The organism is Streptomyces griseorubiginosus (assembly GCF_001514195.1).
GTDB classification, from domain to species: domain Bacteria; phylum Actinomycetota; class Actinomycetes; order Streptomycetales; family Streptomycetaceae; genus Streptomyces; species Streptomyces griseorubiginosus.
The window spans coordinates 13,636-28,176 of the sequence record NZ_KQ948741.1 but is presented as its reverse complement, the minus strand read 5'-3'; the positions used below and the strand labels follow the sequence as shown (position 1 = coordinate 28,176).

Annotated in this window: 11 protein-coding genes; 5 read left to right on the top strand and 6 right to left on the bottom strand. The window is 72.0% G+C overall.

From position 1 onward, the window contains the following. Positions 1-25 precede the first annotated feature (25 nt). Complete coding sequence (locus AQJ54_RS30225) at positions 26-250, top strand: hypothetical protein (protein WP_062025882.1); 225 nt, start codon at positions 26-28, stop codon at positions 248-250. A 27-nt stretch (positions 251-277) separates the two neighbouring features. Here the strand turns inward: AQJ54_RS30225 and AQJ54_RS30220 are convergent, their stop codons facing one another. Both AQJ54_RS30220 and AQJ54_RS30215 read right to left on the bottom strand, forming a co-directional pair. Then, entirely contained in the window at positions 278-934 is a 657-nt protein-coding gene (locus tag AQJ54_RS30220) for a DUF1326 domain-containing protein (RefSeq protein WP_062242489.1), read from the bottom strand. Positions 935-1,072: 138 nt separating this feature from the next. Further along, positions 1,073-1,909, bottom strand: a complete 837-nt coding sequence (locus tag AQJ54_RS30215) for a DUF2182 domain-containing protein (protein ID WP_062243015.1) — start codon at positions 1,907-1,909, stop codon at positions 1,073-1,075. A 242-nt stretch (positions 1,910-2,151) separates the two neighbouring features. Here AQJ54_RS30215 and AQJ54_RS30210 point away from each other — a divergent pair, with 242 nt between their 5' ends. The 3 genes from AQJ54_RS30210 to AQJ54_RS30200 all read left to right on the top strand — a co-directional run bounded on the left by AQJ54_RS30210 (position 2,152) and on the right by AQJ54_RS30200 (position 7,273). Next, positions 2,152-3,999, top strand: coding sequence for a glycoside hydrolase family 15 protein (locus AQJ54_RS30210; RefSeq protein ID WP_062025880.1), 1,848 nt, complete (start codon positions 2,152-2,154; stop codon positions 3,997-3,999). Further along, positions 3,996-5,423 carry an MFS transporter gene (locus AQJ54_RS30205; protein WP_248845462.1) on the top strand — a complete coding sequence of 476 codons (1,428 nt, stop codon included), beginning with the start codon at positions 3,996-3,998 and terminating at the stop codon, positions 5,421-5,423. The genes AQJ54_RS30210 and AQJ54_RS30205 overlap by 4 nt, the downstream gene beginning before the upstream one ends. A gap of 503 nt (positions 5,424-5,926) precedes the next feature. Then, positions 5,927-7,273 carry a COG1361 family protein gene (locus tag AQJ54_RS30200; RefSeq protein ID WP_062242484.1) on the top strand — a complete coding sequence of 449 codons (1,347 nt, stop codon included), beginning with the start codon at positions 5,927-5,929 and terminating at the stop codon, positions 7,271-7,273. Between the two features lie 36 nt (positions 7,274-7,309). Here AQJ54_RS30200 and AQJ54_RS30195 read toward each other — a convergent pair whose 3' ends face one another. From AQJ54_RS30195 to AQJ54_RS30180, 4 genes are all read right to left on the bottom strand, one after another. Next, positions 7,310-7,840 carry a TerD family protein gene (locus tag AQJ54_RS30195; RefSeq protein ID WP_062242482.1) on the bottom strand — a complete coding sequence of 177 codons (531 nt, stop codon included), beginning with the start codon at positions 7,838-7,840 and terminating at the stop codon, positions 7,310-7,312. A 138-nt stretch (positions 7,841-7,978) separates the two neighbouring features. Then, a complete protein-coding gene (locus AQJ54_RS30190; protein ID WP_248845461.1) occupies positions 7,979-8,794 on the bottom strand; it encodes an inositol monophosphatase family protein in 816 nt (271 codons plus the stop codon). 144 nt (positions 8,795-8,938) lie between these two features. Further along, entirely contained in the window at positions 8,939-10,168 is a 1,230-nt protein-coding gene (locus AQJ54_RS30185) for a sensor histidine kinase (RefSeq protein ID WP_062025876.1), read from the bottom strand. 94 nt (positions 10,169-10,262) lie between these two features. Then, positions 10,263-12,491: an MMPL family transporter gene (locus tag AQJ54_RS30180; protein ID WP_062026085.1), complete on the bottom strand. Its 2,229-nt coding sequence runs from the start codon at positions 12,489-12,491 to the stop codon at positions 10,263-10,265. Between the two features lie 270 nt (positions 12,492-12,761). Here AQJ54_RS30180 and AQJ54_RS30175 point away from each other — a divergent pair, with 270 nt between their 5' ends. Further along, on the top strand, positions 12,762-14,381 hold the full coding sequence (locus tag AQJ54_RS30175) for an alpha/beta hydrolase (protein WP_062242480.1): 1,620 nt from the start codon (positions 12,762-12,764) through the stop codon (positions 14,379-14,381). Positions 14,382-14,541: the final 160 nt, after the last annotated feature.

Sequence of the window (14,541 nt, the reverse complement as noted above, 5' to 3'; positions counted from 1 at the left end):
CGGTACCGTTTCCTACACTCGCGGAATGGATGACCTCACCTGCACGCACTGCGGCACCGTCGGCCTGTCGGAAGGCTTCATCGAGGACGCCGGGGAGCACGCCCGCGGCTACGCGCGGTGGATCGAGGGCGCGTTGGAGCGGGGGATCTTCGGGGGCGCCAAGCGGATGGGCCGCCCCCGGCGCCAGATCGTGGCGTTCCGCTGCCCCAAGTGCGGACACCTCGACCTGTTCGCCACGGACCCGGTGTAGCCGGGCCCTCCCGGGCTGCCGGGCGGGTCAGTCGGGGCCGGTCCAGTCGAAGGGGAAGTGCTTGCTCGACTTTCCGGAGCGGTCCCAGGAGAAGCCGAACGCGTCCGCGCGGTCGACGGTGGCCCGGCCCCAGGTGGCGACCTGGCCCGGTCCGACCTCGGCGCCCGGCGCGTTGTGGACCTGGACGCGTGCGCCGTCCGCGGTGGTCGGGCCGGTGAGCGCCTCGGCGGCCGCCGTGACCCGGCCGGGGATCTCGGCCCGCCAGGTGGCGAGGTCGTCGTCCAGCTCGACGTGGATGGGGGCGACGTCCATGCCGCGGATCTCGGGGTGCAGCATCTGTCCGAACCGCGCCGGCCAGCCGCCCGCCTCGCCGCCGAACACGGCCCCGAGAGCACCGCGTTGCTGTTCGTCGGCACGTTCGTCGAGGAAGACGGCGGCGTAGGGGTCGCTGTGCTCGCCCGCCCAGACGTTGCCCGTGAAGGTGCCGAGCATCAGGACGTTGAGGCCGTCGAGACGCACGTCGCCGTAGCTGCCTTCCCTGATGTGCCAGACCAGGACGCCTTCGCAGTCGCCGTAGGTCGGGGGCTGGGCGAACGTGCACGGACAGGGGATGGCGCACTTGCACACATCGAACCAGTCGCCGGTCAGGTGCCAGCGCGTCGCGGTGGTGGCCTGTTCTGTCATCTCGCTTCCCTCCTGCCGAGCCCAGGAGGCTCACTCGGAGTGGCGAGACCGGGTGTACCGAGCCCGGTCCCGGGATCGGGAGACGGTCTCCCTTCCAGCTTGCACCTCGTTCCGCCGGTGGGGAACCCGGCGCCGGGATCACATGTCGTCCATCGACGGCATCGAGTCCCGCAGCCCCGGCAGCAGCCAGTCCTGGAACGGCGCGAGCACCGCCAGCACGAGGAACACGACGCCCATGGCGCGGGCGAGCAGCGGACCCCGGGACCACAGCTTCTCCAGGAAGACCACCACGGCAAGCCCGGCCATCGCCGCCACGTTCATCACGCCCAGCGGAACGAGGACCACCATCAGGCCGGCGCAGCAGCCGACGCAGTAGGCGCCGTGATGGAGGCCCACCCACAGGTCGCGGGCGGGTCCCCGGAAGCCGGAATAGTGCACCAGGTGGCCCAGGGGGTCACGGCAGTGCCGCAGGCAGACGGACTTCAACGGGCCCAGCTGGTACAGGCCCGCGAGCAGGAAGGCAGCCGAGCCGATCCAGCGGCCGACCGTGGGGTGGTCGTCCAGGAGACTGTCGGTGAGGGCCAGCGCCGCGTAGGTGAGCAGCCCTGACGCCGTCCACACCAGCAGATATCCGGCGGCGAACTCGGCGGTCCGGGCGGTCCGGGCCCAGCCGGAGGTCTGCCGGCCGATGCCCCGGACCCAGGTGATGGCCACCGGCGCCATGGACGGCAGCATCATGGCCGCCATCATCGTCGCCCACAGGAGCAGGAACAGCGGCAGGGCCATCCCCATGGTGCCGGGCTCGACCCCCATGTCCCGGGCCTGACCGATCGTCAGCACCCAGGCGGGGACCGCGATCAGGATGACGAGCGACCAGGCGGCCGCGAGATCCCGGGTGGGCAGCAGTCCCCCACCCGTTCCGGTCGGGGCGGCCGACCGGGCGGCGAAGTGAGCGGAACTCCGGCTGGGACGCATCGGCGTGTTCTCCTGCGGCTCCTTCCAGGAGAGCATTTCCCCGCCCGCCACGCGACCCGGCCCGGACGACCCGACCGCCGTGACGACGGCCCCGGCCCGGCGGCCCGCGCGGGCTCCTCGACCGCTATCACCCCCCGAGGGTGAGGCGATCGCCCGAGGGGTGGCGAACGCTGGGCGTGCACAGGTCCGTGACGGTCCCCGCCGTCACGTGACGGCGTTCCCGCACCGAACAGGGGGACCAGGTGAACCGGTACCCGCCCATCGCGGAGCACGGCATGGTCGGCGATCTCCAGACCGCCGCCCTCGTGGCGTCCGACGGAACCGTCGACTGGTGGTGCACACCCCGCTTCGACTCGCCCAGTGTCTTCGCCTCCCTCCTGGACGGTGAGAGAGGAGGCCACTGCCGGCTGGCCGCCGAGTACCCGGACGACGACGGCATGACCGTCCGGCAGCTGTACCTGTCCGACACGGCCGTCCTGGTGACCCGTTTCATGGCGCCCGGCGGGGTCGGCGAGGTGGCCGACTTCATGGTCCCGGACGACTCCTCCACCCCGACCGGCGTCCACCGGCTGCTGCGGGTCGTACGGGTCGTACGCGGCAGTCTGCCCTTCGCGCTGAGCTGTCAGCCGCGCTTCGACTACGGCCGCGCCCCGCACACCCTCGAGCGGCCCGACGAGCACTCCGCGGTCTTCCGCGGCCCGGGCACCGACCTGCACCTCCAGTCCACCGACGGGGTCGTCTTCCACGAGGACGGAAACGACATCAGCGCCCGCTTCACCCTCTCCGCCGGTCAGGCGGTGGCGGTCGTGCTCACCAGCACGCCCGGCGGGCACCCGGCCCCGCCCCGCCCGACCCTGGAGAAGGCCGCCGACGCCCTGGAGACCTGCCGCGCCTTCTGGCAGTCGTGGCTGCGCTCGTGCACCTACCGGGGCCGCTGGCAGGACATCGTGAACCGGTCGGCGATCACCCTCAAACTGCTCACCTACGCCCCCACCGGAGCGCCCATCGCCGCCGCCACCATGGGCCTGCCCGAGCAGATCGGCGGGGAGCGCAACTGGGACTACCGCTACACCTGGGTCCGGGACGCCTCGCTGTCCGTCCGGGCACTGATCGACCTGGGCTTCCACGAGGAGGCGCACGCCTTCCGCCGCTGGCTGCGCGAGCGCATCGAGACCGACCGGCCGCCCTCGGCGGACCCCCTCCAGATCATGTACCGCATCGACGGCGACCCCCATCTGACCGAGGAGACCCTCGACCACCTGGAGGGCTACCGGGGATCCCGCCCGGTGCGGGCCGGCAACGCGGCCGCCGACCAGCTCCAGCTCGACATCTACGGCGAGGCGTCCGACGCGCTGATCGTCGGCGGGGACATCGGCGCGATCCGGGGCTGGCACTCCCTGAGCCAGGTGCTGGACTGGCTGGCCGACCACTGGGACCAGCCCGACGAGGGGATCTGGGAGACCCGGGGCGGGCGCCAGGACTTCACCTACAGCCGGCTGATGACCTGGGTGGCCTTCGACCGGGGTGTCAGCGCGGCCACCAGGTTCTCCCGGCCCGCCGACACCGCCCGCTGGACCGGCGCGCGGGACGCCGTCTTCCGCCAGATCGTCGAACGCGGCTGGCACGACAAACGGCAGGCGTTCGTGCAGCACTACGACACCGACGTCCTGGACGCCTCGCTGCTGCTGATGCCGCGGGTGGGCTTCGTCTCGCCCCGTGACCCCGACTGGCTGAGCACGCTCGACGCGATGGGCGAGGAACTCGTCAGCGACAGCCTGGTCTACCGCTACGACCCGACCGCGTCCCCGGACGGGCTGCGCGGCTCCGAGGGCACCTTCAACCTGTGCAGCTTCTTCTACGTCGAGGCACTCGCCCGCAGCGGCCGGCTGGACCAGGCCCACCACGCCTTCGACAAGATGCTCACCTACGCCAACCATGTCGGCCTGTTCGCCGAGGAGATCGGCCCCTCTGGCGAGCAACTCGGCAACTTCCCGCAGGCGTTCACCCACCTCGCCCTGGTCACGGCGGCCATGGCACTCGACGAGGAAATGGAGAAGGCGCGGAACAGGGCCGGAGGGTGGCGTCCGTGACCGCGACGGCCGGGACGGGGCGTCCGGCACGGCCCGGCCGTGTGCTGGCCGCCCTCGCCCTGGCCCAGTTCATCTGCAGCTTCGCCGGCTCCAACATGAACGTGATGATCAACGACATCAGCGAGGACCTGGACACCACGGTCCAGGGCGTGCAGGTGGTCATCACGGTCTTCCTGCTGGTGATGGCCGCGCTGATGATCCCCGGCGGCAAACTCACCGACCGCTTCGGCCGCAAACGCTGCTTCCTGACCGGGCTCGTCGTCTACGCGGTCGGGGCGCTGCTGAGCGCGGCCGCGCCGGGGCTCGGCGTGCTGGTCCTCGGCAACTCGATCCTGGAGGGCGTCGGCACCGCGCTGCTGATCCCGCCCGTGTACATCCTCACCACCCTCCTCCACCCCGACGTCTCCTCGCGGGCGCGTGCCTTCGGGGTCGTCATGGCGCTGGGCGGGGTCGGGGCGGCGGCGGGGCCGCTGATCGGCGGTCTCATCACCACCGGGATCAGCTGGCGGGCGGCCTTCGTGTTCCAGGCCCTCGTGATCGCGGTGATCGTCCTGCTCAGCCGGCGCATCGAGGACCCGCTGCCGCCGGACCCGACCCGTTCCTTCGACACCGCCGGGGCGGTCCTGTCCGCCGTCGGCCTCGTCCTCGTCGTCATGGGAATCCTGGCCGCGGACGACAACGTCTGGCTCATGATCGGCCTGCTGGTGCTCGGCGCCCTGGTCCTGGCCTGGTTCCTGCACTCCTGCCGCGCCAAGGAGGCGTCCGGCCGGGAGCCGCTGCTGTCGCTGAGCCTGTTCCGCGACCGCACGTCCAACCTCGGCCTCGTCACGCAGAACATCGAGTGGCTGGTGCTCATGGGCACGTCGTTCACGGTCGCCGCGTACCTCCAGGTGGTGCGCGGCTACGACGCCATCCAGACGGGTGTCGTCTTCACGGCGGCCACGCTGGGCCTGCTGGCCTCCTCGTTGTCCGCCGAGCGCCTGGCACGCCGGTACGCCCAGCGCACGCTCATCATGGCCGGGTTCGTCGTCTCCATCGCCGGTGTGGTGGTGCTGATCGTGCTGGCCGGGAGCTTCTCCACCGCGTGGGCGTTCGTCCCCGGGCTCCTCCTCATCGGCCTCGGCCTGGGCGTGATGCTGACCCCGTCCGTCAACGTCGTCCAGTCGAGCTTCCCCGAGGAACGGCAAGGAGAGATCTCGGGCCTGTCCCGCAGCGTGTCCAACCTCGGCTCGTCCTTCGGCACGGCCATCGCGGGCACGATCCTGGTGGCCGGCCTCTCCAAGGGCGCCTACGCCACCGCGATGATCACCCTGGCGTCCCTGGCCCTCACCGGCCTCACGGCAGCGGCCCTTTTGCCACACGGTACGAGCGAGAGCGGGAGGCTGACCGGGACGGGGGCACGGGGAGCTCGTACGCGGCGGTGAGCGGTAGGGGTGAGGGGTCTGGGGGCTGGGCGGGGTTCGGTGCCGGCGGATTGAGGGCCGGGCGAGGGGAAGAGGGCGCCGGGCGGAGGGGGCACGACGTTCGGAGCGGGCGGAGGAGGTGCCGAAGGCAGGGGCGCCGATGCGGCAGCCTGCTCCCGAAGCCCGCACGCAGCGCTGACGCGTCGGGGGCGGGCGGCCTGTGATGCCGAGCGGGGTTCCGTGCCGGCGGATTGGGTGCCGGGCGAGGCGGAGAGGGCGTCGGGCGGAGTTCGGTGCTGACGGGGCGGGTGCCGGTCAGAGGGGTTCCGAGCTGCGGCAGCCGGGGCTCGACGAGCTGCTGCTCCTGAAGCCGGTACGCGGTGCTGACGCGTCCGGGGGAGTTGATCAAGAAGTCGGTAAGAAGGCGTGGGGTCGGGGCAACCTTCGCCGGGTGGGTGGGGTCGCAGTCGGCGTCCGGTGTCGGTCGTCGTGCCGGGGTTCTTCTGTCCCAGCTGGGGGATGTCATGAGTTCTGTCTCCGTCCGACGTGCGGTGTGTGCGGGAGCGGTCGGCGCGCTGGTCGTCGCCGCGCTCGGGAGCGGGGTCGCGTCCGCCGACGGTTCGGATCCGAACGACGGGCTGGAGATCCAGGCGCCGTACGAGCAGGCCGTCGTCGCCGCCCCCGAGGGCGGGGGTACGGCCCCGTACCGGTCCATGGCTCTCGGGCTCCAGCACTACAACTCCGACTACACCGTGACCGACGGACGCCTGACCGTCGACGTCTCCGGGCTCACCGGGGTCGCCGAGGTGCAGTGGCCCGCCGACTGCGTGCCGGACGACGCCGGTACCGTCGCCGTGTGCGACACCGGTGACGTGCCGGTCCGCTACACCCCGCAGGTGCAGCTGAAGCTGCGGGCCGCCCCCGGCGCCGCCGTCGGCGCGCAGGGCACGGTCGAGTACTCCGCGACCGCCACCGGCGGCCCCGACGGCACGCTCTCCGTCCCGGAGTACTCCACCGAGACCTTCGTGACCGTCGGCTCCGGCCCCGACCTCGGCGTGAGCGCCCCGCAGGACGTCTCCGGCGTCGCCCCCGGCACCGACCTCACCGTGCCGTTCGACATCACCAACACCGGCAACGAGGTCGCCCACGGCTTCAGCGTGAAGCTGTGGGCGACCTACGGCCTGGACGTCGCCACCCGCTACCCCGAGTGCACCTACAGCGGGCCGGACGACACCGGCAGCCAGTACCCGTCCATGACGTACGTGACCTGCTCCTTCGACACCGAGGTCGCGCCCGGCGCCACCGTGCAGCTGCCCGCGCCGCTGCGGCTCGCCGTCACCCGCCACGCACTGAACGAGCGCTTCGACTACGAGGTCGAGCCCGCCGGGGACGTCACCGACCTCGACACCTCCGACAACGGCCGCTCCTGGCACATCACCGCCGACAACACCGCGGACTTCGCCGTGCACGGCACCGAGGTGAGCGGCGCGGCCGGGGACACCGTCGCCGCCGGGTTCCGCTTCGTCAACCGCGGTCCGGCCTGGGTCGCGGACGTGGCCTCCGGCGACCCGGTCCCGGCGATCGACTACTACCTCCCGCCGGGCACCACCGCGACCTCGGTGCCCCGCACCTGCCGTACGGCCGCACCGGCCGCCGGCGACCCCTCGGTCCCCCACTACGTCTGCACCCTGCCGACCTGGACCAGCCCCGACCTGAAGGTCGACTTCCCGTTCCGGCTGCGCGTCGACCAGGTCGTCCCCGACGCGACCGGCCGGGTCACCGTCCGCCCCTACGACGGCAGTCCGGCTTTCGCCTTCGACCCGCGGGTCAGGAACAACTCGGCGAAGGTCGTCGTCAACCCGTCTGCCTGAGCGCGGAACGGCGGTGCGGGCGCGGAGCCGGTCCCCTCACCGCCGTGCGCTGCCCATCTCCGCCATGAACACCGTCGGGTCGCTGTCGAAGCCCCGGATCAGTTCTCCGAAGTGCCAGCAGCCCGCCGCGTCCCGGGTGAACTCCGCGATCGTGGCGGCGGTGGCGTCGGCGACGCCCGCGAAGTCGTCGGCCAGCAGCGTGCGGTAGCCCTCGACGACGAGCACCCCGCAGTGGGTGAGGTCGCCGAAGGTGCGGGGGCCGCCGTCCTGGTGGATGGCGACCCCGACGACGACCCGCCCGTAGGCGGACACCATCCGCTCGAACTCCAGCTGGAGCACCTCGACATAGCCGAGGCCGAGGCCGTTCTCGCTGTGCCGGGTCATGTTGATGGTGCCGTCCGGGGCGCGGTTCTCGTGGTAGACGACGTACTCGGGGCGGCCGTGAGGATCGGCCGCCGGATAGGTCGCGGCGATGATGTCGAGGTGCCGGGCCGGCTCCCCGTAGGGACTGGGGTCCCACTTCAGCCGCACCTCGACCTTGCCCAGCCCCGCGCCGTCGGCATGCATCAGCCGCTCCCCGTCAGAATGCCCCGGGACCCTCCCGCTTGCTGAAGTATGTGCTCCGGTCAGCCGGTTGATGCCTTCCTGACGGCCATCTCCTGGTCAGATCTCGGCCAGGTCGCCGTCATCCCGCCCACGTCACCGTCATCCGTCGGCCGCCCCCGTCGCATGCCACAGCTCGGTCGTCTCCTGGGCCGCGCCCGGCGCCACGAGGAGCAAGGGCTGGTTGTGGGACGGGAGTTCGGGAACCGCCACCGCTCCCGCCTCGCGGGCGATCAGCAGGGCCGGGAGGCCGTCGATCGCGTGGAAGGCACCGATCGCCGCCGCCGTCGCCCGGCCCGCCGCGACCTGGGCCAGGGAGAGTGCCGTGGAGCCCATCACCCGTGCCGTGCAGTGCCGTTCGGCGAGTCGGGCCAGGAGGGTGTCCAGGCCGGGCCAGTGGGCGTGCGCCGCCCATTCGGTGAGGAAGACGTGGCCGGTGAGGGTGGTGTGGGCGGCCGCGTACGTACGGGTGCCGTTCAGGTACGCGCCCCGCCCCCGGACCGCGGTGAACGTCTCGCCCCGCCAGGGGTCCGCGACCACCCCGAGCAGCGGGGTGCCGTCGGCGGCGGCCAGGCCCAGCGAGAAGGAGCACCAGCCCAGGCCGTGGGCGTAGTTGGTGGTGCCGTCGACCGGGTCGACCACCCAGTGGGGAGCGCCGGCCGAGCCCTCCTTCGGGTCGTACTCCTCGCCGACGATCCCGTGATCGGGGAAGGCCCGCCCGAGCACCTCGCGGACCCGGGTCTCCACCGCCTCGTCGGTCGCGGTCACGATGTCTGCGGGGCCGTCCTTCTCCCGCACCTCGGCACCTGGGTCCCGGGGCCGCCTGATCGCCTCCGACGCCCAGGCGGCGAGCCCGGTCGCGACCTCCAGTGCCCGGTCGAGATCCACGTCGGCCATGCCGGCCACAGTGTCAGCCATGCCGGTCACAGTACGGGCACCGGGCGGGGGCCCGGCGGCCTCCGGGTGAATCCCCGATGGCCGGCCCCTACCGGTCACCCGTCGCCCTCCCCGCGCAGCGCCCCGCCCGTCACCCATCGCCCTCACCGCGCACCGCCCCGCCCGTCACCCGTCACCCTCCCCGCGCACTGCCGGCTGCAACGGCAGTGCCGTGCTCACCTCGAAGCCGCCCTCCGGCCGCGGCCCCGCCCGCAGTTCGCCCCCGACGGACTGGGCGCGTTCACGCATCCCGATGACGCCGAACCCCTTCGAGGGCTCGGGGCCGGACGCGATGCGCGCTCCCTCGTCCGTGACCGTGATGAGGAGACGGCTGCCCGCGTAGGCGAACCGGACGTGCGCGCGCTGCGTCGCCGCGTGCTTGGTGACGTTGGTGAGCGCCTCCTGCACGATCCGGAACGCGGTCAGGTCCACGCCCGGGGACAGCGGCTGCGGCTCCCCCTCCGTGGTGACGGTGACCGTGATCCCCGCGGAGGCGCACGAGGAGACCAGTTCGGGCAGCCGGGCGAGGCCGGGGGCCGGTTCCAGCGGGGCCGAGGCGTCGTCGCCGTTCTGCCGCAACAGGCCCAGCGTGGCCTTGAGTTCGCGCAGTGCGGAGGAGGTCGTGCCGGTGAGGTCGTGCAGGATCCGCTTGGTCTGCGGGGGGTTGGTCAGCGCGAGGTGCTCGGCGGTGCCGGCCTGGGCGTTGGCGAGGGCCAGATGGTGGGCCACCACGTCGTGCAACTCCCGGGCGATCCGCATGCGTTCCTCGGTGACCCGGAGCCGTGCCTCCTCCTCCCGGGTGCGCTCGGCGTGCTCGGCACGCGCCTGGGTGGCCGCCAGGTAGGCGCGGCGCAGCCGGGTCATCGTGCCGGCGGCGAGCGGGAACATCAGCCAGAAGACCGGGCCGATGGTCCGCAGGAGCAGCGACACATGATCCATGGAGTCGGAGACGGCCGCGGCGACCGTGAGCACTCCCGTGGTCGCGAAGCCGTAGACCCGGACGGTGGCGCGCTCGGTGAGGGTGGCCAGCCAGTACAGCGACGCCATGACGGGACTCAGCAGCAGCGGGGTGAGGAGGTACCCCTGCGCGATCACGGCCGTGGCGCAGACGGCGTTGACGACGACGGCGGTGCGCGGGTGGGTGCGGTGCTTGAGCAGGGCCAGACAGGACACGCCCATGAGCACCACGGCCAGCTGGTCGTCGTCGGGTGGCGTGGCGCCGGGCAGGGTCAGCGAGGCGCCGAGGACCGCGCAGCCCAGCAGTGTGAAGACGAGCGCCAGGTCGACGAGGAAGGGGTGGCGGTCCGACAGTTCCTCCAGGCGGTCCGCGTAGCGCCGTTCCATGCTCGTGGTCATCGTGTTCTCCGGTGCGTGGGCTCGGGTCCCATGGTGAGCGAAGCGGGCCGCCCGTGCCGTACGACACGGGCGGCCCTGGTGGGGGGGGGTGGGGTCAGACGCGGACCGCCTCCTGGTCGGCGGGGGTGGGGGCGGGGTCGGGGGTGTCGGCGGCCCGGGTGAGGGCCTCGCCCTCGACGTCCACCCGGGGCAGGATCCGGTCCAGCCACGCCGGCAGCCACCAGGCCTTGTCGCCGAGCAGGGCGAGCACGGCGGGGACGATGGCCATCCGGACCACGAACGCGTCGAGCAGGACGGCGGAGGCGAGCCCGAACCCGATCATCTTGATCATGGAGTCGCTCTCGCCGATGAACCCGGCGAACACCGCAATCATGATCAGCGCGGCGGCCACGACCACCCGGGCGCTGTGCCGGAATCCGGAGGTCACCGCCTGGGCGGGCGTCTCGCCGTGGACGTACGCCTCCCGCATCCGGGAGACGAGGAAGACCTCGTAGTCCATGGCGAGGCCGAAGACGATGCCGACCAGGAAGATCGGCATGAGGCTCATGATCGGGCCGGTGGTCTCCACGCCGAGCAGGGAGGCGCCGTGGCCCTCCTGGAAGACCATGACGACCGCGCCGAGGGAGGCCAGGACGGAGAGCAGGAAGCCGAGGGCCGCCTTCAGCGGGACCAGCAGTGAGCGGAAGACGACGAGCAGCAGCACGATCGCGAGGCCCACCACCACGATCAGGTACGGCACGAGCGCCGACTGCACCTTCGCGGCGATGTCGATGTTCATCGCGGTGCTGCCGGTGACCTCGAAGGTCGCGCCGGTCCCGGACTCCAGGGCCGGGCGGGCATCGCGGATGGTGGTGACGAGGTCCTTGGTCCTCTCGCTGGTGGGCGCGGTGGACGGCACCACCGAGAAGACGGCGGTGTCACCGGCCTTGTTGAAGCGGGCCGGGGACACCGACACGACGCCCTCGGTCGCGCCGATCTTCCGGGAGATCGTCGAGACCGCGGCCTTGGCGTCGGCGTCGCCCTTCGCGTCGGCGTCGCCCTTCGCGTCCACGACGACGGTCAGCGGACCGTTGAAGCCGGGGCCGAAGCCCTCGGCGAGCGCGTCGTAGGCACGGCGCTCGGTGGTGGAGGTGGACTTGGCCTCGTCGCCGGGCATGCCCAGCTGGAGGGAGGTCATCGGCACGGCGAGGGCACCGAGACCGACCACGCCGAGGATCAGTACCGGCAGCGGTCGGCGCAGCACGAACCTGGCCCACCGGGTGCCGCCGTTGTCCTTGGCCTCCTCCTCGATACGGCCCCTCTTGCGGTCCTTGCGGCGCAGTACCGCGTTCGGCCAGAAGCCGAGGAACGCCGGGACCAGGGTCAGCGCGATGAGGACGCCCACGACGACCGCGCCCGCCGCGGCCAGGCCCATCTTGGTGAGCATCGGGATGCCGACGACGGTCAGCCCGGCGAGGGCGATGACGACGGTGAGCCCGGCGAAGACGACCGCGGAGCCCGCCGTACCGACCGCGAGGGCCGTGGCCTCCCCGGGTTCCCTGCCCTTGGCGCGTTCCTCGCGGTAGCGGGAGACGACGAACAGGGCGTAGTCGATGCCGACGGCCAGGCCCAGCATCATCGCCAGGGTGCCCGTGGTGGTGGACAGGCCGAGAGGGTGGGCGAGGGTGAGGATCGTGGCCATGCTGACGCCGACGCCGAGGATGGCGGTCAGCAGGGGCAGTCCGGCGGCGGCGAGGGAGCCGAAGGTGACGAGCAGGACCACGGCGGCGATCGCGATGCCGATCACCTCGGCCGAGCCGCCCGCGCCGGCGCCGTCGTCCATGGCGGTGCCGCCCGCCTCGACGGTCAGCCCGGTGTCCCGGGCCTGGTCGAGGGCCTTGACCAGCTGGGACTTGCTCGCGTCGGTGAGGTCGTTGGAGGCGACCTTGTAGGTGACGGTGGCGTACGCCGTCGTGCCGTCCTTGCTCACCGCCTTCGCCTGGAAGGGGTCGACGGCGGACGCGACCTGCGAGCCGTCGGCCAGGTCGGCGACCGCGCTCTCGACGGCCTTCCGGTGGTCGGCCGCGGTGACCTTCTCGCCCTTCGGCGCGACGAAGACGACCCGGGCGGTCGCGCCGTCCGCGGTGGCGCCCGGGAAGCGCTCGTCCATGAGGTCGAACGCCTTCTGGGACTCGATGCCCGGCATCGAGAAGCCCTCGTCGGCCGCGCCGGGCGCCTTCAGGGCGCCCAGCCCGACGGCGGCCAGGACGGCCGCCCAGACCAGGGCGACGTACCAGCGTCGCCGGAAGGCCAGGCGGCCCACGCGGTAAAGAAATTCAGCCACGGCGAGGGTCTCCACATCTGATGCCGAACAGTCCCTCCAGACTCGTCGGACGAGACCCGCCGTGTCGTCGTGCGCCTGCCGACATCCCCGCTACTCGGTACGCAGTAGGCGGCGGCCGCGGAGTAGGCCCGCAGGACGACGGACCGGGAGCCGACCCCGTCCGGGAACCATGCGGCGGGATTTGCTGTGTGTCCTCTGTGAGAGAACCGATTCGTCGGTGATGACGACCGATTCACTGAGGCCTGACCAGCCCAAGGGGGAACAAAGACAGTGAAGTTCAGACGACTCAGACTCACCGGAGCGGCGGTGAGCGCGCTCGCCGTGGCCTGGACCGGGGCCGCGACCTCGGCGTCGGCCACCCCGACCACTCCGACCGCCCCGTCCGCACCGCCCGTGCCGGCCCTCGCCTGGTCCGACTGCCAGGGCGGGTTCGAGTGCGCGAACGCCCAGGTGCCCCTGGACTACCGGGAGCCGCAGGGCAGGACCCTCACCCTCGCCGTCATCCGCAAGAAGGCGACCGACCCGTCGAAGCGCAAGGGCACGCTGTTCCTCCAGCCGGGCGGCCCGGGCAACTCCGGCGTGGACTTCGTGCGCAACAACTACGACGACCTGCCGACCGCCCTGCGCGAGGACTTCGACGTCTTCGGCTACGACGTGCGTGGCGTGGGCCGCAGCTCCCAGGTGGTGTGCTGGGACGACCCGACCTACACCCGGGCCGTGACCGCCGCCAAGGGCGTCCCGGGCCCCGACGCCTACGAACCGGCGGTGCGACAGGCCGCCGACTTCGACCAGGCCTGCCAGGACAACGCGGGCGACCTGCTGCCGTACGTCGGCACCCAGTACGTCGCCCGGGACATCGACCTGCTGCGCCAGGCGCTCGGCGAGAAGCAACTCACCTACTACGGACGCTCGTTCGGCTCCTACATCGGTACGGTCTACGCGGCGATGTTCCCGAAGCGGGTGCGCGCGCTCGCGCTCGACGGAGCGTACGACCCCGAGCACTACACGAACCGCCCCTACGCCTACGACCGTCCGCAGTACCTGGCCCTGGACGGGGCGATGGGCCGCTTCCTGGACTGGTGCAAGGCGAACCCGACGACCTGCGGTTTCGGCGACGGGGACCCGCGCGGGGCGTTCGAGAAGCTGAAGGCCGACCTGGACGCCAACCCGGTGCCCACCGCCAACGGGGGCCAGGCCAACGGCTACACCCTCGTCTACCGGCTGATGTTCAACATCAACGAGGGCAAGGTCATCTGGCCGTCCTTCGGGGAGGCCCTGCGCAAGGCGCAGCTGCGCGACAACACGTCGTTCCTGCTGCGGCCGCCGTCCCCGGCGAGCTTCGACTTCCTCAACCCGAACGTCGTGGTCGAGTGCGTCGACAAGAAGTACCCGAGCGACCCGGCACTGCTGAAGCGCGAGGTCACGACCAACGCCAGGCTGGCCCCGCTCCTCGGTCCCGCCATGGCCTACGGCCCGCCCACCTACGACCACCAGCACGCCACGGCCTGCGTCCAGTGGAAGGGCGAGCACACCAGCCGCTACGCCGGCACCTTCCGGGCGAAGGGCTCCGCGCCGATCCTGGTCATCGGCAACACCGGGGACCCGGACACCCCGTACCAGGACGCGGTGGCCCTCTCCCGTGAGCTCGACAACGGCCGCCTCCTCACCTTCGAGGCGGAGGGCCACACGGCGTTCAACCGCAGCGTCTGCGCGACGGACCGGATCACGGACTACCTCGTGAACCTGAAGGTCCCGTCCCGCGGGGCGAGGTGCACGGACGAGACCCAGCCGCCGTCGTCGGAGCCCACGGTGGCCCCGCCGGGGACGACCCTGAAGGAACTCCGCGAGGGAGTGAACGAGCGGGTGGACCGGATCGGTTCGCTGCGCTGACGAAACGAGGGCCCGGGTCCCGGCGGGGACCCGGGCCCTCGCACGTCGTCACGACCGTCTCCCAAGGGACGGTAACAAAAGGAAAAGCGCTGTTTGATTTCCGTGGATATTTCGTGGATACCGGCCCGTAGATCTCCCACGCCAACCATGACGGCCATAG